Annotated in this window: 17 protein-coding genes; 7 read left to right on the top strand and 10 right to left on the bottom strand. The window is 65.3% G+C overall.

Features of this window, described 5'->3' with window-relative positions; translation table 11 throughout:
• The first annotated feature begins 68 nt into the window (after positions 1-68).
• The gene (locus ABQE44_RS14750; RefSeq protein WP_448430569.1) at positions 69-830 is read left to right on the top strand and encodes a Zn-ribbon domain-containing OB-fold protein; all 762 of its coding nucleotides are present in this window, start codon (positions 69-71) and stop codon (positions 828-830) included.
• Position 831: 1 nt separating this feature from the next.
• The gene (locus ABQE44_RS14745; RefSeq protein ID WP_448421051.1) at positions 832-2007 is read left to right on the top strand and encodes a thiolase C-terminal domain-containing protein; all 1176 of its coding nucleotides are present in this window, start codon (positions 832-834) and stop codon (positions 2005-2007) included.
• A gap of 54 nt (positions 2008-2061) precedes the next feature.
• Here the strand turns inward: ABQE44_RS14745 and ABQE44_RS14740 are convergent, their stop codons facing one another.
• The 5 genes from ABQE44_RS14740 to ABQE44_RS14720 form a co-directional block, all read right to left on the bottom strand.
• Positions 2062-2271, bottom strand: a complete 210-nt coding sequence (locus ABQE44_RS14740) for a ferredoxin (RefSeq protein ID WP_069405162.1) — start codon at positions 2269-2271, stop codon at positions 2062-2064.
• A gap of 25 nt (positions 2272-2296) precedes the next feature.
• Positions 2297-3553 carry a cytochrome P450 gene (locus tag ABQE44_RS14735; RefSeq protein WP_448430567.1) on the bottom strand — a complete coding sequence of 419 codons (1257 nt, stop codon included), beginning with the start codon at positions 3551-3553 and terminating at the stop codon, positions 2297-2299.
• Positions 3554-3755: 202 nt separating this feature from the next.
• A complete protein-coding gene (locus tag ABQE44_RS14730) occupies positions 3756-5210 on the bottom strand; it encodes an aldehyde dehydrogenase (RefSeq protein WP_069405164.1) in 1455 nt (484 codons plus the stop codon).
• An 8-nt stretch (positions 5211-5218) separates the two neighbouring features.
• Complete coding sequence (locus ABQE44_RS14725) at positions 5219-6043, bottom strand: mycofactocin-coupled SDR family oxidoreductase (protein WP_069405165.1); 825 nt, start codon at positions 6041-6043, stop codon at positions 5219-5221.
• 274 nt (positions 6044-6317) lie between these two features.
• Positions 6318-6983 (bottom strand): TetR/AcrR family transcriptional regulator, encoded by a 666-nt coding sequence (locus tag ABQE44_RS14720; RefSeq protein ID WP_069405166.1) that lies wholly within the window; start codon positions 6981-6983, stop codon positions 6318-6320.
• 206 nt (positions 6984-7189) lie between these two features.
• On the opposite strand from ABQE44_RS14720, the gene ABQE44_RS14715 reads away from it, so the two are divergent.
• The 4 genes from ABQE44_RS14715 (at position 7190) to ABQE44_RS14700 (ending at position 12128) form a co-directional block, all read left to right on the top strand.
• Positions 7190-8458 carry an aromatic ring-hydroxylating oxygenase subunit alpha gene (locus tag ABQE44_RS14715; RefSeq protein ID WP_165614122.1) on the top strand — a complete coding sequence of 423 codons (1269 nt, stop codon included), beginning with the start codon at positions 7190-7192 and terminating at the stop codon, positions 8456-8458.
• A gap of 115 nt (positions 8459-8573) precedes the next feature.
• Positions 8574-10091, top strand: a complete 1518-nt coding sequence (locus ABQE44_RS14710) for a class I adenylate-forming enzyme family protein (protein WP_448430565.1) — start codon at positions 8574-8576, stop codon at positions 10089-10091.
• 16 nt (positions 10092-10107) lie between these two features.
• Complete coding sequence (locus ABQE44_RS14705; protein ID WP_448430563.1) at positions 10108-11136, top strand: phosphotransferase family protein; 1029 nt, start codon at positions 10108-10110, stop codon at positions 11134-11136.
• Positions 11133-12128: a DUF7064 domain-containing protein gene (locus ABQE44_RS14700; RefSeq protein WP_448430561.1), complete on the top strand. Its 996-nt coding sequence runs from the start codon at positions 11133-11135 to the stop codon at positions 12126-12128. The genes ABQE44_RS14705 and ABQE44_RS14700 overlap by 4 nt, the downstream gene beginning before the upstream one ends.
• A 31-nt stretch (positions 12129-12159) precedes the next feature.
• On the opposite strand, the gene ABQE44_RS14695 is transcribed toward ABQE44_RS14700, so the two are convergent.
• Complete coding sequence (locus tag ABQE44_RS14695) at positions 12160-13617, bottom strand: aldehyde dehydrogenase (RefSeq protein ID WP_448430559.1); 1458 nt, start codon at positions 13615-13617, stop codon at positions 12160-12162.
• Positions 13614-16016, bottom strand: a complete 2403-nt coding sequence (locus ABQE44_RS14690; RefSeq protein WP_448430769.1) for a CaiB/BaiF CoA-transferase family protein — start codon at positions 16014-16016, stop codon at positions 13614-13616. The genes ABQE44_RS14695 and ABQE44_RS14690 overlap by 4 nt, the downstream gene beginning before the upstream one ends.
• A gap of 602 nt (positions 16017-16618) precedes the next feature.
• On the opposite strand from ABQE44_RS14690, the gene ABQE44_RS14685 reads away from it, so the two are divergent.
• Entirely contained in the window at positions 16619-17161 is a 543-nt protein-coding gene (locus tag ABQE44_RS14685; RefSeq protein ID WP_448430557.1) for a cupin domain-containing protein, read from the top strand.
• On the opposite strand, the gene ABQE44_RS14680 is transcribed toward ABQE44_RS14685, so the two are convergent.
• Genes ABQE44_RS14680 through ABQE44_RS14670 form a run of 3 tightly spaced genes read right to left on the bottom strand, consistent with a single transcriptional unit; the run spans position 17158 to position 19087 of the window.
• A complete protein-coding gene (locus tag ABQE44_RS14680; protein WP_448430555.1) occupies positions 17158-17571 on the bottom strand; it encodes a hypothetical protein in 414 nt (137 codons plus the stop codon). The two genes, ABQE44_RS14685 and ABQE44_RS14680, sit on opposite strands and share 4 nt — an antisense overlap.
• On the bottom strand, positions 17564-18067 hold the full coding sequence (locus tag ABQE44_RS14675) for a metallophosphoesterase family protein (RefSeq protein WP_448430553.1): 504 nt from the start codon (positions 18065-18067) through the stop codon (positions 17564-17566). The genes ABQE44_RS14680 and ABQE44_RS14675 overlap by 8 nt, the downstream gene beginning before the upstream one ends.
• A gap of 9 nt (positions 18068-18076) precedes the next feature.
• On the bottom strand, positions 18077-19087 hold the full coding sequence (locus tag ABQE44_RS14670; RefSeq protein WP_448430551.1) for a prenyltransferase: 1011 nt from the start codon (positions 19085-19087) through the stop codon (positions 18077-18079).
• Positions 19088-19124 lie beyond the last annotated feature (37 nt).

Raw genomic sequence — 19124 nt, 5'->3', positions numbered from 1 at the left:
CGCCTAGGTAATAGCCGGCGTGCCTGCACGCAGAACCACGCAGCCTGTCGAACCGACGGATAACCACTGTGGAGGGAAGAGTGTTTCCAGGAGTTCCGCCCGACCTCGTCGAGATCGTCGAACGGCACGGCAGCAACGTCGCAGCCGGTGACAACACGGCGATCCTCGCCGATTTCCGTGCAGATCGGGTCGCACAGCTGATCGCATCGGCGTCCTTGCCGCGCCGTCTCGTGTCCTCGGAACTGGTCGACCTGAAACCTCAGGATGACGGCTTGTTCGCCGCCCTCATCCGGTACACCGCGTCGGACGGGTCACGGACCGTGCTGCGCTCGCGCTGGACCCGGCTACCGGAGGGCTGGCGAGTCACCCAGGTCCGGAACATGCCCGCTACGCCGCCGAGGATGAGCAGCGCCGGTCCCGCTGAGGATGGTCATGACGCGCCGCACTGGGAAGGCTTGCGTAACGGGGAACTACGAATGCCACAGTGCCGCGATTGCGCGAACTGGATCTGGCCATATCGCCCGATCTGCGCCCGCTGCCACAGCTTTGAGGTGTCGTGGAAAGCGGTCGAGCCGACCGGACTGGTGTACTCCTGGACTCGAACGTGGCATCCGTTCGCACCGGAATTCTCCGGGCACCTGCCGTTCGTGACCGTGCTGGCCGAATTGCCCCTGGCGGCTGGTCGACGCTTGCTCGGCGTGCTGCTCGACGCCGACGGTGTGGATCCGCGGCTCGGACAACGAGTCGAGGCCGAGATCGAGGTAGCGCCTGAGGGCGGCTGGCCAGTGCTGCGCTGGCGATTGAGCGCGAGCCGGCAGGGAAGGGACTGAAATGGCTGCAACACAAGGGTCGCGGGGTGCCGCGGCGGTCGTCGGCATTGCCAGCCCGCCTTACCACAAACGAGGGACCAGCCCCGAGTCCGCGCTGACGCTCGTCCTCAAGGCGATCCTCGCCGCGTGTGCTGATGCCGGCGCAGACCCCCGCGGCATCGACGGATTCGTCTCCTACGCCAACGACCTCAACGAAGGCCTCGCGGTTGGCGCCGCGTTGGGTGTGCGCGAGATGCGCTGGTCCAGCATGGTCTGGGGCGGCGGAGGAGGCGGCGTCGCCGCCGCGATCAACCAGGCGGCCGCCGCCGTCGTCACCGGGCAAGCCGAGTGCATCGCGGTGTACCGCGGTATCACCGAGGCCGACGATGGGAGGCAGAGCTACGGCAAGGGTCACTTCCCGCCGCTGCTCACCGCGCACGGCATCGTCACGCCTGCGCAGATCTGTGCGTTGCGCACACAGCGGATGCTGCAGGCGGAGGGCGTACCGCGCTCTGCCATGGAGGCGCTGGCCGAGGTGTCCTACCTGCACGCCCAACAGAATCCGGACGCCATCGCGTACGACAAGCCGCTCACCCCCGACGTTTACGCGGACGCGCGCTGGGTCGCAGAACCCTTGCGGCTCTACGACTGTTCGCGTGAGAACGACGGCGCGAGCGCCCTGCTCGTGGTAGCGACGCAACGCGCGAAAGATTTCGCCCGGCCCCCCGCTTATGTGCTCGCTGGAGTGCAGGGCGCCGGTCCGAACTGGAGCGAGCAGCTGGAGAACGACGAGCCTTACAGCAGCGCCGGTTTCCATCCGGCCATGGTGTCGCGACTGTGGGAAGCCGCCGGGGTCAGTGCGGGCGAGGTTGACGTCGCGCAGGTGTACGAGAACTTCACCGGGCCCGCAGTCGCCGCCATGATCGACCTCGGGCTATGCCCATCAGGTGCCGCGGCGGGTGAGTTCATGACGGTGGACAACCTACGCGCTCCCGACGGGCGACTGCCGGTCAACACATCGGGCGGAAACATCGCGGACGGGTTCGTGCATGGGATCGGGCTGGCCGTCGAGGCGGTACGGCAGATCCGAGGTACCTCGGCAAACCAGGTCGACACCCCCGACGTCTCCCTGCTGCTCGGTGGTCCGATGGCGCCACTGGTGAGCGCGACCGTGTTGGGCTCCGCGGCGACGCTGTGAAGCGGCTGCGGCGCTGCGCTTGTCACCGACCGCCAGCCCGCTGCGAAGCCTGGATCAGCTCGGTTGCACAGGTTCCAGGGCCAGCGCCCGTTCCGGGCACAGCTCGACGATCCGGCGGGCCACGTCGAGCCGGCTCACCGGCACCGGATCGACCAGAATGACCGGATCTCCTTGCTCGTCGGACCCGACGAGATCCGGGGCGGTGCCATAGCAGAGCCCGTGCCCGGCGCAGTACCGACGGTCCACCGTGAGTCGCTGAAACATTCCCGCTCCTTTCGTTCGGCGCGGGTCAGCCCGCGGCAACGGGCGTGAACAGCAACGGCATTCGCGCGAATCCCCGCACCTGGCTGGGCACCACGACCGGCGGGTCCTGTGGGTCCAGCCGGTAGTCGCGAATCCGCGCGTGCAACTCCTCGCACGCCGTAGTCAGCATCTGTCGGGCCAGGTGCGACCCCAGGCAGCGATGCGGCCCGGACCCGAACGCGAGGTGCCGGTTGGGAGTTCGCGTGACGTCCAGTCGGTTCGGTTCGGCGAACTCCGCCGCGTCCCGGTTCGCCGCGCACAACAACATGAGCAGCTGGTCCCCCTCCCGCACCCGCACGCCACCGATCTCGACGTCGCGCAGGGCCCGGCGACCCATCGAGATTGCGGCTTCATAGCGGAGGACCTCCTCGACCGCGACGGGGATGGCTGTCGGATCGCTGATGATCCGGCCGCGTTCCTCGGGGTTCTGCGACAGGTGCAGCATCATCCAGCACAGTGAGCCCTGGGTCGTGTGCAGACCCGCCATGAGCAGTAGGAAGAACATCCGGGCAAGCTCGTCGTCGGTGAGCGGCCGCTCGACGCTATCGGCGTCGAGGACCTCTGTACTGATAATCGCGTTCGTGACGTCGGCGGATGAGGCGTCACCGGACTGCATCGCGGCCCGACGCTCGGCGATGACGTTCATGAAGTAGCCGAACATGCCGAAGACGGCTTCGGTGCGCGATTCCACCGCCTGTTCGGGTGTGTCTCCCGGTCGCCCGTTCAACGCGATCTCGGTGGCTTCGGTGAAGCGGTGTGCGTGCTCCAACGGCCAGCCCATCAGCGCCAGGAACACGCGGGTCGGCAACTCGTGGGCGAACCGCTCGACGAACTCCACCCGACCGTCCGCCTGAAAGGAGGTGATAAGCTCGATGACGATCTCGCGGATTTGCGGCTCGAGCGCCTTCATCCGGCTCGGGTTGAACAGCGGCTGCAGAGCCCGTCGGAACGATGTGTGCTCCGGTGGGTCCAAATCGATTGGGAGAAGCCTGCCCTGGCTCGAGTTGACCAGGTTGGTTGGGTAGCTGGAGAACGTCTCGGGGTCGCGCAGGATGGTGTGCACAAGCTCGTACGAGGTGACGAGCCAGTGTCCGCCGTGCGCGGTCGACCACACCAACGGTCCGATTTCGGCCAGCGCGGCGGTCGTCTCCTGCATTCGGTCGATCGGCATGGTGACCGAGGGGTCATAGACGTCGAAATCCACGACGAGGTCCGGGTCGAGATCAGCCATCGTGGTCCCCATGGGTCGCTCCTGTTCGGTCGGCGGTCACGCGCAACACGACAAACGACGACGAGTGTGCCGTCCACCGCGAGATAAAACTAACATACATAGTTTAATCCTGGAATACCCGGCAGCAGGCCAGCTTTGATCGTATCGGCGACTCGCTCTCATGCTGTACCAACGGTCGTTGAGTACACGCAGCCGACGCGGGACGCATTGGCGGTCATAGGAATGGCGCAATCGTGTCCTCGGTGAGGTTGACCGTCTTGAGCTCGTAGTACGACTCGACCGCCTGGGGGCCGGTATCGCGACCGATGCCAGAGCTCTTCACCCCACCGAATGGCGCCTCAGGGTTGTATGTGAAGGAATTGACGCTGAATGTCCCGGTCCGAACCCGGTGGGCGACCTCGGCGGCGCGGCCCGGGTCGGTGGTGAATACGGCGCCATGCAACCCATAGTCTGAATCGTTCGCGATCGCGACCGCTTCGTCCACGGTGTCATAGCACAGCACGCACGCCACCGGACCGAAGATTTCCTCCTGAGCGATGCGCATCCCACCGTGCACGCCGACGAACACCGCGGGCTGAATGAACGCTCCCCGCTCGAACCCGTCCGGGATCTGGCCGCCGGTCGCCAGCGTCGCGCCCTCACTCCGGCCGATCTCGAGGTAGCCGAGCACCCGCTCGCGCTGGCGCGTCGACACGAGCGGACCCATGGTCGTCTGCGGGTCGAAAGGGTCGCCCACCACAAACGATTCCGCCGTGGCCACTAGTGCACCGACGATCTCGTCGTATCGGCCGCGGGGGACAAGCACCCGGCTGTAGGAAGCACACACCTGGCCCGTATTGAAGAACGATCCGGTGGCCAGGCCCGTCATCGTCGTTTCGAGATCGGCGTCGTCAAGCACGATCGCCGCGGACTTGCCACCAAGTTCCAGCTGTACCCGTGCGAACCTCGTCGCGCAGTGCCGTCCGATCTCACGGCCGACCGCGGTCGAGCCCGTGAAGCTCACCTTGTCCACGTCGGGATGTGCGACCAGCGCTCGCCCGGCGTCAGCGTCTCCGGTGACGTAGTTGAACACCCCGCGCGGAAGCCCCGCGTCGACGAGCGCCTCAGCCAAAAGGTATCCGTCCAAAGGTGTTTCAGGCGCGGGCTTGAAAACCATGCTGCATCCGGCCACGAGAGCGGGCCAGATCTTTGCCACGGCCATGTTGAACGGGCCGTTCCACGGCGCGATCGAAGCGACGACCCCCACCGGCTCCCTCAGCACCGCCGCCGGGCCGCACGATGTGCGCAGTACCTCGGTGGCGGGAATTCTCTGCGCGGTGTCGAGGAAGTATCTCCCCACCCCCAGCGCCCCGGGAATCTGGACACCCGCGTACGTGATCGGCAGGCCCATTTCCGAGGTGACGAGCGCAGCGATCTCGGCGCTGCGGGGCATGAGCAGGTCGAGGGCGCGATCGAGCACTGCCGCCCGCTCATCGACTGATGCGTTTCGCCATTCGCCCAGGTGAAGCGAACGGCGCGCCGCCTGAACCGCACGGTCGACATCCTCCGCGTCAGCGTCCGGCGCCTGCCCGATCACCTCGCCGGTGCTGGGCGACACAACCGGAATGCGGACCGCGGACACAGGTGTGCGCCACACGCCATCGATCAATAGTTCGCCACGAAGATCCACGGCAGTCCTTAGCGGTTGAGGTAGCCGGCGTCGACCGGAAACGTCACACCGGTGACGTATCGAGCCTCGTCCGAAGCGAGATAGACGAGCGCGTTGCTCACATCGACCGGTTCGACAAGCTCGACCGGCATCGGATTCTGGTAGTTCGGGCTTCCCGCGATCTCAGGGAACTCCTCGCAGAATGCTCCGTACGGCTCGTTGACGATCATCGGCGTGTTCACCCCCGTCGGATGCACCGTGTTCACTCGGATCGAGTGCTTCGCCAGCTGCGAGGCATACAGCCGCATCAGCCCGACGACGCCATGCTTGGCGGCCGAGTACGCGGCCGTGCCGGGCGCCGTATTGAGCCCGATGCTCGACAGGCCGGCCGCCGAGCTGGTAATCAGGATGGATCCGCCTTGCCCCCGTTCGATCATCGCGGGCAAGCAGACCTCCACGGTCTGCCACACGCCAGTCAGCATGGTGTCGATCACGTCGAACCATGCCTGTCGCTGTTCGCCCTCGTTGATCACCGGCATGATTCCGGCGTTGGGCAGCACCGTGTCAATGTGTCCGAACTCCCGGATCCCCGCCGCGTAAGCCGCCTGCAATGCCGCGCGGTCCCGCACATCGGCCACCTTCGCCACGATGCGAGCACCGAGAGACTCGACCAGAGCGACGGTCTCGTCGAGGTCATCGGCGGTAGCCATCGGGTAGAAGACGGTCGGGATCTGCTGGCAGATGTCGATCGCGACGATCGAGGCGCCCTCCTCCGCGAATCGGACGGCGTGCGAGCGGCCCTGTCCGCGGGCGGCCCCGGTGATGAACGCGACCTTGCCCTCGAGTCGACCCATGCCAGAGCTCCTTCCATCCGGACGGCCGGGCCGGTCGGCGATCACCACCGGCGCGTCATCGTGGGTGCCCCGCGAGCCTATGGCCTTTAGGTAAATCTGTCTAGGGAAGGGCCGGTGTTGGCCTGTGGCCGATGACACGCCGCCACCGAGCGAGCCCCAAAGCGGCGACACTCCACCGAATTTGGACCGATAGACGCGTGTTCGCCAACGTCAACACGTGCGCTGGTCGACGGACGCCCGCCTCTCGAAGCGTCGCCCAGTCCGAGGCTGCGGGTCAGGCACCCGGGACAGCCCGGGCGTCCTGAGCAGCAACGGGGGAGATGAAGCCCAACGACGCGACGCCGAGCAGGTAACTGCGGACCGTTCTCTCGAAGATCTGCTTCGACGTCAGACGGTTGGCGTCGCTGGCGGCGGTGAGAACGGGGTGGCGTCCCGGATCGGCGTGTTCGAAGCGGAACCGCCAGCGCGAGACGGAGTCCATCGCCTCGGCGATGGCCGATCCCAGGGTGAGTTTCTCCAGGCCGTCGAGGATCTGGGCGAGAAGCGGCATCGGCACTCCGCACTCGACCAGGTACACCGCGGCATCCTCGTAGATGTCGGTGAGCAGTTCACGTGGCATGTGGCGCAGAAGGATCGGCGCTGCCTGGCGGTGCCGGAGCACCGCTTCGCGGACGTTCATCGCAAGTTGCGTGAACCACGGAAACCAGTCGGGCTGCGCAGGTTTGCGAGGGACAACCGTCTTGGCAACGACCGCCCGGGCCACGGCCGCGAGAACCTCGTCCTTGTCGCTGAAGTGGTAGTAGAGCGAGGGTGCCTTCACGTGGAGCTCCCGCGCCAGTCGAGGGAGGCTCAGCGCGTCAAGACCCTCCGCATCGATCAGGGCGAGGGCCGCCTTGACCGTCGCCTCGCGGCTGATCAGCGGCTTGCTTGGCCGTGCCATCCCGATCCTCCTTGGCCCGTGCTGATTCCGATGTTCTTAACCATCTCCCGTTAGATTCTCGCACACTTGGTGGCGATGGGCCCCGTGCTGCGCGAGCGCTTGACGCCGTCCCCACGTCCCACGTATAACGAAAGCCATTAGATAAAATCGGTGTGGCCGCCCCGGAAAATGCGGGTCGAGCGCTACCTTCAGTGATGATTGAGGTAATGATGCGTCCGGAGACCGAGCTCGATCTGCTTCGTCGGCTTCGTCAGCTCGTCCTCGACAAGACGACGACCTACCTTGACGACCTGTGGCTTGTTCCTGTCGACCACTACACGGATGCAGAGCGGGGCCAGCGCGAGCTGACCGAGCTGCTGCGCCGGGAGCCGGTGCTTGCTGCGCGGAGCTCCGACCTTGCGAGCCCCGGTAGCTACCTGGCGGTCACCCTCCTGGGAGTCCGGTTGCTGTTGGTGCGTCAGCCGGACGGAAGCGTCAGGGCGATGGGTAACGCCTGTAGGCACCGGGGCGCCCAACTCGTCGAGGACGGCGGCTGCGGTGTCGCCAACACGTTCGTCTGCCCTTACCACGGCTGGCGGTACGGACAGGACGGTCGACTCTCGCGTGTCCCACACCATTTCGACAGCTTCGTCCCGATGGAGAAACGCATGTGGGGGTTGGTGGATTACCCCGTGGCGGAGCGGCACGGCTTCATCTGGGCGGTGCCGTCACCGGGCGGGCAGATGCCCGACCTCGGCGAGCGGCTGGGTGCGCTCGACGCTGAGTTCGATGCACACCGGCTCGCCGAATGGCGCCTTGTGCGGCACGAGACCTTCGATGAGGCGATGAACTGGAAGGTCGTCGCGGACGGGATCCTCGACCCGTACCACCCGGAGTTCGTGCACCCGGAGACAGTCGGGCGATACATCAACAACAACGTGTATGTCTTCGACACCTTCTCGGCGGCCGCGGCCCGGCTGGTGATGAGCAAACGAAGCATCGTCTCGGCCGACCTCGACACCGTGGCCGACAACCCGTCGAAATACCTGTTCCCCAATTACCTACTCCTGCCGAATACCTTCCTGGTATTTCAAAGCAGGCACTTCGAGGTCTGGACCATCGAACCGCACCCGTCAGGGGACCCTCAGCGTTCCCTCACGCACATCCGCATCCTGACTGGCCCCGATATGTTCGCCTCCGAGGAGGAACACGACTCCTACGTCGAGGAGAACTGGCAGCGGTTCCTCCAAGTCGGATACACCGAGGACTGGGGGGTGGCCCGACGAGTGCAGAAGGGCGTCGATAACCATTCCTTCACCGACACCATCGTCGGTCGAAACGAGGCTCCGCTGCATTTCTTCCACACCTACATCGGTGACCGGCTCGGTGACGGACAAAGCGGCCTCCGGCCACTCGGAGACGGTCCTGCCCCGTCGGACATGACAGCTGACGCCGTCGATGCCCGCAGCGCTTCCACGCGGACCGCTACGCCATGACCCGAATCTCGCGCGGCACCCGCTGTCACGCCCCGCATTACCTAATGTCGGTAGCTATGTCGGTAGCTTTCGATGGCGGCGCGCTTGTTGTCGCCGAGGGTCGGGAACGTCGTCGATGAGTGCGACGATCGGGTCCGCCCTGTCGTGGTGGGCGCGGACCAAACCCACCACCCCGGCGTTCGTGTTCGATGACACCACCCTGGATTGGGCTACCGTCGAACACTGGTCGAGCCGCATTGCCGAAGATCTGCGCAGCAGCGGCGTCGTCACTGGCGACCGGGTCGGCCTCATCGGCCGCAACAGCCCGGTATGGCCCGTCGCGGCCCTCGGGGTGATGAAGGCCGGCGCGGTTCTGGTCCCGTTGAACAACCGCTTCACGCCCACCGAGCTTCGCAAAGTACTGGACGACGCCGGTGCCGCGGTTGTGATCGCGGACGATACGCTGACCGAGATCGTCACCGAGACCAGCGACATGGGTGCACCGCTGAACTTGGTGTCCTTCCACACCATCGAGGAACTCCGCGATGGCGGGGTGAGCACCTTCCGGGTCGACCGGGAAGAGCACGAGCCCACGGCGATCATCTTCACCAGCGGGTCGACCGGGCGGTCGAAGGGTGTCGTGTTCACCAACCGCAGCCTGCTGAACATCGTGTTCGAGGCATCACTGGTGGAGGAGGGGTTCCACAGTGGATCAACCTCGATCGTTCTGGTGCAACTCGCGTTCCTGCCCGGGCTGATCTTCGGCGTACTGATGTCCACCGTGCTGGGAGGGACCCTGGTCATTGAGCGCGAGCTGGTGCCATCCCGGGCAGTTCGGCTGATCGAGGAACACCGCGTTGAGGCCCTCTTCGGGGTGCCGTTGCTGTACCAGCAGATGGCATCGACCCCGGAATTCGCCGCGGCCGACCTGTCGTCGATCAGGACGGCCATCGTCGGCGGAGCACCGGTGCCCGTGCCGCTGCTACAGCGGTGGGCCGAGAAGGAGGTAGCGCTTCGCCAGATCTACGGCATGACCGAGGCGGGCGGCACGGCCACCGCCACCCTGGCCCACGAGTTCCGCGAGCACCCGGACAGCTGCGGGATCGGAAACGTGTTCACCGACGTCAAAGTCGTCCGGGCCGACGGAACCGACGCGGCGGTAGGCGAGACCGGTGAGCTGGTGGTACGCGGCCCCTGCGTCGCGCCCGGCTACTGGGACGCGTCCGAAATCGACGACGAGACGTTCCGGGATGGCTGGTTGCACACCGGCGACCTGGGCACCGTCGACGAACAGGGCCGCATCACCTTCGTGGACCGGATGAAGGACGTCATCATCACGGGCGGCATCAACGTCTCGCCCGTCGAGCTGGAGCAGGTGGTGGGTGCGATCGACGGCGTCGTGGAGTGCGCGGTCATCGCCGCCCCCGACCCGAAGTTCGGCGAAACCCCCGCCGCCATCGTGCACGCGAGGGACGGGGTGACCGAGACGGTGATCATCGCGGAGTGCGCAAAGGCCTTGGCGGATTACAAGATTCCCCGCTACGTCGTGTTAGCGCAGGAACCGCTGCCCCGGCTGGCCACCGGCAAGATCTCGAAAGTCGCGATCCGGACCCAGTACCTGCACCTCGCCGAACAGTTCCCCCGGGTCCGCTGAGAAGAGAAGGGCTGACGTGCACCATCAACTCACCGCCCACGAGGCCTCACCCGCCCTGCGGCAGTGGATTTTCGAGGTCACCGATCTCGAAGACCTGCGGTTCAGTCGTCCAGAACCGATCGGCCGTTCCCGCAACATCTGGATCGTGTCCGGACGCAACAGCACAGGTGACAGCGTCGAATACGTCGCGCGCCAGGAGACCGGCCGTGGCACGTTCACAGGCACCGCGTTCACCCTCCGCCGGGAAGCCGCCATCCTCACCGCACTGCAGGGTAGTGCCGTCCCAACGCCGGACGTCACGGCGGTTTCCGAGGACGGCAACACGATCCTCATCACACGGCTGCCCGGCACCGCGGCGTTCGAGTTCGTCGACGACGTTGCCCGTGCGCGGACGATCGACAACTTCATCGCCGCCATCGTCGAACTCCATGAGATCGATCCTGCCGTGCTCGGCACCGAACTGGAACAGCCGACCACCGTCGCCGAACACGCTCTCTTGGACCTGCGACACCACCAGCGCTCCTTCGAAATTTTCGGATCCGGCGAACCTGTCCTGCGGCGGGCATTTGACTGGCTCCACCAATACATCCCGGCACATGTGCAGCGCACGGCGTTGCTGCAGGGCGATACCGGGCCCGGCAACTTCCTGCATCTCGACACCGAGATCACCGGACTGATCGATTGGGAGGCCAGTCACGTAGGCGACCCGATGGACGATCTGGCCTGGATCTGGTTCCGCAAGTGCTTCCTGCGAAAAGACGACGATCTCGTCGAATGGTATGCCCGATATGCGCGGGTCTCCGGGCTCCGAATCGACTACGACAGCATCTGCTACTACCGGGTGCTGGTTCTCGTGCGCGCAGCGGTCGCGACGATCGTGCGCAGTGCCCATAACCCGGGTGTCGAGGATCCCAAACCTGCCCGAATGACCCGCTTGGTGGAGGCGGTACTGCGCGATCCCTACGGCCGGGGTGGTGCCACCGACGCCTTGGCGCCCATCATCACCACCGAGGACCGGAACAGACTCGAGGAGCTGTCACCATGAGCCTGGATATCAGCGCAGACTTCCAAGCGGCCCCGACTGAAGACCACGTCAACCACCCGCCCACCGAATCTGTGTGGTTTCAGGAAAGCAGCCTCTTCACCATCTGCGATCCGGGCTCCGGCGTCCTGGGCTATTACCGCATCGGAATCCACCCCAACCTCGGGCAAGCAAACGCGTACCTGTTCACCTCGGCGGAACCGCTCGACCTGTTGGACCGGAGCTTCGTCGCGGGCAGATCGATCCCCGATGCACCCGTCAACGACTGTCAGGTCGACCGGCTGCAATTCGAGGTGATCGAGCCGATGCGGCGCTACCGCATCCGGGCGACCCACCCCACATATCAGCTGGCGGTCGAGTGGACGCCGTTCTTCTGGCCGATCTCGGTTCATTCAGCCGTGGGAACGGTGGGCTTCGCCCGAGGACACTACAACTCCATCGGTCGTGCCGTCGGCAGCGTGGAAAGCGGCCGGGGCGTTGTCGAGATCGACGCCTTCGGTTACATGGACCACAGCTGGGGTGAGCGAAAGAACCACTTCCCAGCCTCGAAGTGGATTTTCGCCTGCGCGGACCAAAACAACTTCGTGCAGGCCTTCCCCGTTCTGGCGGCCGACGGCCAAACGCGAAACATCATCGGCTACGCCGCGCGGGACGGCCGGCTGCGCAAGCTCGACAACGAGTACTCGACCGGCTACTCAATCCGCGACGACTGGCTGACGCCGAGTGCCTGTGACGCCGAACTACGGGACGAGGACGGTCGGGTGTTCAGGCTCACCGGCCGGACACGAGGTCCGGAGGGCATCTATCCATTCCTTCACGGCAAGTTCTGCGTGCACGCCCTGGCCGGTTTCACCCTGGACGGCCGCCCAGCCAAAGGCCTGCTTGAGAATTCGCCGCCGCGGGCCATGCCGACGCACATCGTGGACCATTACGGTATCGACCCCTCCGGGATGTGGTTCACCGCACCGGACGCGGTCGGCCTCGCGCAGAGGTGAACAGGACGCAGCGTGGTCGGTGACGAACCGCCTATCGCGCGATCGGGCCGGCGCAGTACATCGACTTGGTGATTCGGTAGGCCTGGAGACCCTCGGGGCCGAGTTCGCGTCCCAACCCACTGGATTTGACTCCGCCGAAGGGTGATCGGATGTCGAGTTGGTAGTGATTGATTCCGACCGAGCCGGTGTGCATGGCCCGTGCGACGTCGCGGGCGCGAGCATCATTCTGTGACCAGACGGTGCCAGCGAGACCGAATTCCGTGTCGTTGGCGAGTTGGATCGCCTCGGCTTCGTCGCCGTATGGCGTGATCGTCACGACAGGCCCGAAGATCTCTTCCCTGGCAAGGCGATTCTGGTTGTCGACGTCGGCGAAGACGGTGGGCGCGACGAACCATCCGCGCGGCTGATCGGAGGGAACCGATCCGCCGGCGATCAGGCGCGCCTCTGATTCACGCCCAATCTCGATGTACTCCAGCACCGTGTCGCGCTGGCGTGCGCTGACTAGTGGTCCGATCTCAGTGTCGTCGTGGAGAGGATCCCCGACCTTCATACCGTTTGCTAAATCACCTATCGCACCGATGAATTCAGCGTATCGCAAATGCGGGACAAGGATGCGTGCGCTGAGATGACAGGTTTGGCCGTTGTTCGCGAACGAGACCGTGCGCAGGCCCGCGATCGTCGCTTCGAGGTCGGCGTCGTCGAGGACCACGGCTGCGGACTTCCCGCCGAGTTCGAGGGTGACCGGTTTGATCAACCGGCCGCATTCGGCGCCAATCAGCCTGCCGGCATTCGTGGATCCGGTAAAAGCGACTTTGTCGATGCCCGGGTGGGTGACCAGATGCGCCCCCGCCGCTGCATCGCCAGGCACAATGTTCAGTACGCCCGCCGGTAGTTCTGCGTCCGCCGCGGCTTCGGCGAAGATGAGCGCGTCCAGTGCGGTCTCGGGGGCGGCTTTGAGCACGACGGAGCAGCCGGCGGCCAGCGCGGGGGCGATCTTCATGATCGCGATGGACTGTGGATAGTTCCACGGTGTGATCGCTCCGACCACGCCCACCGGTTCGCGGCGCACAATGGTGTGGCCCACCAGTGCCGACCGGATTTCCTCGGGATTCCACTCCTTGATCATCTTTGCGTAGTAGGCAACGAGCGCACCCGGGAAAACGCCGTTTACCGGTCGCGACAGGGTGATCGGCATGCCGTTCTCACGGCAGACCAGCGTGGCGGTATCCGCAGCGCGCGAGCGCAATGCTGCGGCGAAGCGGTTGAGTGCCGCGGCACGTTCTGCCGGCGGGGCGGTCCTCCACTGTTCGGCCGGACGCTCGTGGGCCGCGGCGACTGCGTCGTCGATGTCAGATTCGGTTGCGCACGGGCCGTCGGCGAGGAGTTGTCCGGTAGCGGCCTCGGTCACTGGGATTGTCTTCAAGGCGGGACGGAAAGCCCCGCCGATGAAGAGTCGAGCGGTGTCAGCAGCTGTGGGCGACTGAGTCATGCCGGCTGTTCCTCGTCGGTGGGGGTGGGCCGTTTCGCGGCGAAAAGCACGCCGTCAGAGATCAGACGGTCCAGTTCTGAGCTATCCATGTCGAGCCGTCGCTGACACACCTCAACGGTGTTCTCCCCGAGCAGCGGGGCGGGGCGCAGATCGACCGGCCGTATGTGGCGGTACTTTGCCGGACCGGTTTCGGTCGGCAGGGCTACGTCGAACAGCGGATGCGTCATCTCGGAATAGAGGCGGCGGGCACGTACCTGTGGCTCATCGAGGATGTCGGTTCCGCGCAGCATGGGCGCAGCCGCCACGCCTCCGCGTTGCAGCGAATCCGCCAGGGCAGTGGCGTCGAATCGCCCTGTGAAATCAGCCAGCAACGCCTTCATCCGGGTCTGGTGCTGCCAGCGATCCGACATCGAGGCGAAGTGCGGTTCCTCCGCAAGCTCGCACGCGCCGAGTGCTGTCGTCACCGTGTTCCAGTCATCGTCGGAAGCGATCGTCACGACGCACCATTCGTCATCCCCAGCACATGGATAGACACCGCGCAAAGTGAGGTCTTCGACAACCGCGGTTCCTGCGTTGCGAGCCCAAGCCGTCGCGTAGAGCACACCGAGTTGACTGATCGCGGTCTCGGCTTGCGATATGTGGATGTGTGCGCCGCGGCTGGTGCTGCGGCGTCGGATCAATACGGCCAACGTTGCAATCGCTGCCAGGCGAGCGACGACGTGATCCGGGTAGACGGTGACCGCGTCGGAGAACGGGTATTGCGAGTCCGGGTCGGCGGGGTCTTCCGTGGCCCACAGCTGGGTTATGCCGGTAGATGCGCGCACCAGCGGTCCATATCCGAGCCGGGTGCTCCAGGGACCAACGTCGCCATATGCGCTGCTCTCAGTCAGGATGACGCACGGATTGATTTGCTGCAGCGCCTCAAACGAAAAGCCAAGGGAAGTCAGCGTTCCCGGTTTGAAGTTGGCGAAGATCATGTCAGCCTGGCTCACCAGCCGGCTGAACACGTCGCCTCCGCCCTTGGCTCGCATGTCCAACCCAAGTGACAATTGATTACGGTGCGTCCACGCAAACGATTCACTCATCATCTGGCCCGGCCGCGCCTGCCGCAGCCCGTCAGGGTACGTCGGGCTTTCGATCTTGATGACTTCTGCGCCCATATCGGCAAATAGTCGGCCCAGTTCACCACCGGCGACGATGACGCCTAGGTCGAGCACTGTCAGACCGCTCAGCGGTCGCGACGGTTGGTCTGCGGAAAGCATCGCTCGCGGCCGTTCTGTCCATGTGGACGCAGCATTTCCGGGCTGCGGCGCCAGCCAACGAACGCCGGCGCGGGTGCCGTCGATGACCGTGCATCCGTCGGGGACGGTGATGGTCGTGCCGTCGGCCATATCGACATCGGTCCACGCTGATACGGAAATGAAGTGCTCACATGACGCGACGTCCGCCGGTGCAAGAATCGCCGCCACAGGCACTCCCCGTGAGGCACCCTGGGCGACTAATTCTTCTCCCGGCTGCGAGGCGAACAGTTCAGCGATCAGTATCCGAAGCCGAGGGAAGTCGATCGCGCGAGCGCTGATGCTGTCGTATTTGGGGTCCTGAAACTCCGTCGGCTCTCCCAGCCAGGAGCGCATCGCGCGCCACTGTCGTGGCGCGAGGATGCAGATCCTGACCCAGCCGTCGCGGCAGGAAAAGATTGGGTAGGCATCCTGGTTATTAGGTCGGCCGCGGCGGGCCGTGCTGAGTCCGCGCGCCGCAGCGGCTTGCCCCTGGGCGCCGAACGGCGGATCGAGTGCTTGAAGAACCGCCTCGTAGCGTGAGAAGTCGATGTAGTCGCCCCGGCCGGTCCGCAACCGTTGGTAATACGCGACGAGCACTGCCCAAGCCGCTTGAGCGGCAGCGGTGGATGAGGCAAGACTGTTCGGCGGCAAAATCGGTGGCCCGCCGGGCGCCCCGGATCGCGAGAGCACCGAAGACATCGCCACCAGCACAGGATCATCGGCCAACCAATCCGCGCGAGGCCCGTCTTGGCCGAAGTCGGTCATCGACATCACGACGAGGTGTTCGAACCGATCCGACAGCTCCATGCCAGACAGCCCAAATAGAGTGGACTGGTCGCGTTTTCCGCTATCAACGACGATGTCGGCGTCGGCAACCAATGCGAGGAAACGCTGCCGATCGTCCTCGCATACAGGATCGAATATGACACTGCGCTTATTCGCGTTGTGCAACGCGAAGCCGACAGTGTTGCCGTTGATCGACGGGAGACTGAGGCGCTCAGGTGATCCTTCGGGCGGTTCAACCTTGACGACGTCGGCGCCGAGGTCTGCCAGCAAGCGCGTGGTCTGAGCATCCTCCCCCGAAGTGATGTCGACGATTCTCAGGCCATTCAATGGCATTTCCACCGATGCCCAGGTCACAACGTCTCCCTTCGAAATGGGGGCGGGTCATCACACTCACATCGAGCCGTCGCGTTCCAAAACCAGCCCCAGGTCGTCTGCGACGGTGCCCGCTCTCGGCCGACCCGACAGTTTCGGCATTCGACTCCGAGCCGCGTACATGACGACCGCGGGAACACCGCACCGACGCCACAGGAGCGAGATCTCCGAACACAGTAGGCACACCTGTGCGTTGACGTAAATACCTTATACCATTAGTTTTAGATTAGGCCGCAGTTCCGCCTAGCTCTGTAGTAGCGAGATTGGATCCTGCGCTGGGCCTGGGCTGGTCCGAATACCAATGGCGCGTTTATCTAGCGATGCTAGTCCGGGCGACGCTACGCCACGGTTTGCCAAACCGAATGCATCAACTTTGGTGCGGTACTGGTTGAGACAGTTATGCGATCGGTCATGAGTGAGGCCAGCGTGCCATGGCTATGCGAGCCAGAGCCGGACGGTCATCGTCCTCGATGTCGGGATCAGCTTCCACTACGATGACCGCGGTCGGCGGTTTCTGTTCCATGTCGACACAATATGCATCCGGTGGATGGTTCACTGCACCAATGGACATACGCCGAGTGGTGACCGGCCATGATGCAGCTGGAAAGTCGGTATTCGTCAGCGACGACACGGTGCAGCCCGCCCGCCCGATGTTGATGCCGGGGGCCGAGTTTCACCAGCTGTGGGGTGGCGACAAGGCACCGGAGTTTCCTGGCGATGGCTCGCTGCCGCAGTGGCACAGTTACTTTCCGCCCATCGGCGGCTTCCGGTTCGCAATGCTCACGCTGCCGCCGTCGCTCGGCGCCGAAGCCCAGCCGCTCGATATCGAGACGGGGTTGGCGGAGATGGAAGACGTGCTGCCGGGGATGCTCGGCTACTTGGATCCCTCGGATCCCGGGATGCACACCACCGACACCATCGACTTCGAGGTGGTGCTGGAGGGCACCGTCGTCCTCGAACTGGACGACGGCGCCCAGGTGACCTTGGGTCCGGGCGATACCGTCGTGCAGAACGGCACCCGGCATCGCTGGAAGAACCCGGGCGACACGCCCGCGCGGATGGCGGTGTTCATCTGCGGCGCGTCGCACGCCAACGTGACGCGCTAAAGACGGTGTTCGGCCAGCCAGCGGTCGGCGCGTCGCCTGGACGCCCGCGACAGCCAGGCGTCCTGGATGAGCTCGGTCAGCTCGACGCGTCCGATCTCCCGTAACCGGCTGGCGCGCACCAAGACTGAGAGGTGCCCGTCGAAGCGGTCGGTGGTGAAGAACGGCGAGTTCGGGTCCTGGATCAACGCCATCTTGTCGGCCTCTGACTCCACCCAGATCATGATGACGTCGGTGTAGCGTTCGCCGGTGTCTGGGTCCTCGGCGTCGGGTTGGGGCGTGCGGAAGAACACGAACGACTTTGCGCCGACCTGGTAGATCGGGTTGCCCTTCGGTCCCTCGACGCGGGTGGTGTGCGGCATGCGCGACGCGATCTCGTGGACGTCGGCGACGCGGGCGGGCCGGTCACGCATGACGGTCGAGCGGGTGCAACAGCACGTCGGACAGTGCGCCGTTGGCGACCCGCGCGCTCATGTAGGTGCAGAACGGTTGGCGTCGCCGGTCGGTGGGTGAACCCGGATTCAACAGGCGCAGACCGGTTTTGGCGGTGGTGTCCCAGGGGATGTGGCTGTGGCCGAACACCAGCACGTCGGTGTCCGGGTACTGCCGTGCCATCCTGGCTTCGCGGCCGGTCGCGGCGCCGGTCTCGTGCACGACGGTGAAACGCAGCCCGCCGAGGTTGGCGTCGGCGCGTTCGGGAAGGCGACGGCGCAGCTCGGCGTCGTCGTTGTTGCCCCAGCACGCGACCAGACGCTTGGCCCGTTTCTCGAGCTTGTCGAGCAGCCAGACGTCCACCCAGTCACCCGCGTGCACCACGACGTCGGCCTTCGACACTTCGTCCCACACACGCTCGGGCAGGTCGCGGGCCCGCTTGGGAACATGGGTATCTGCGATCAGCAGGAGCCGCACGCCTCCAAGTTAGACGATCCGCAGCACCGCGCCGATCGCCAGCCCGACGACCAGCAGCGCGCCGGCCAACCGGACATGCACCCAAGCGAGCGCGGCGTACCACAGCGGCCACACCGGGAAGTTGGGCGGCGGTTCGTCGGGCGGCGGGCGCCGAAAGTATGGCCACAGCTTGACCAGCCGCGGCAGCGCGAGCAGGACCAGCAGCGCCGGCCACGGCATCGCACCGACGGCCACGGCGACCGCGACCAGAACGTAAAAGCCCACGAGCATTGCGAGGGTCGCGGTGCGGGCGCGGGGTGCGCCGAGCATGACGGGCAGGGTGCGGATTCCGCGGGGTTCGTCGTAAGGGATCTTGTCGATGTGCTTGCCCATCAGCACGGTCGTGCACAGCAGGCCGTACGGGATGGAGGCCAGCACGATGTCCCATCCAACGGAGCCGACGGCCGAGTAGTAGGTGCCACACACCATCAGCGGGCCCCACACGATCAGCACATCGGGTTCGCCGAGGCCGCGCTTCTTGAGCCGCAGCGGGGGCGCGGTGTAGGCGACGGACAGCACGAACCCGGCGAGGCCGAACGCCAGGACCGGCCATCCGCGCGCCCAGGTGAGCACGACGAGGATCGCGAGGTCGGCGAGGTTCACCGCAAGGATCGACAGCCCCAGGGTGCGCTTGCTGACCAGTCCGGACAGCACCGGATGGGGCGCGTACAACGCCCGCGGATAGGTGGCCTCGTCGAGCCCGGTGCTGGTGTCGTAGAGGTCGTTCATCAAGTTGTTGGCGATGTGGGCCAGCACGATTCCGACGACGGCGAGGGTGAGCCAGCGCCAGTCCAGGCCGGGCTGTCCGATGGCCAGCAACGCCGCGACCAACCCGGCGAACAGCGTCATCGGCAAGACGGCCGCGCGGGTGACCACCAGCCAGCGGGTGACGAAATCGATGCGCGCGTCCGGCGGCGGGTTGGTGGTGCGCAACGCGTACATCCAGGAACTCAGCCGCGAGCGCGACGTGACCTCGGCCATTTATGGATCGTAGGCGGGTGATGACGCCGAGCGGAGC

The sequence above is a fragment of the Mycolicibacterium sp. XJ2546 genome (assembly GCF_053483195.1).
The sequence above is the reverse complement of the archived record's forward strand: the minus strand, read 5'-3'. Positions and strand labels throughout refer to the sequence as shown.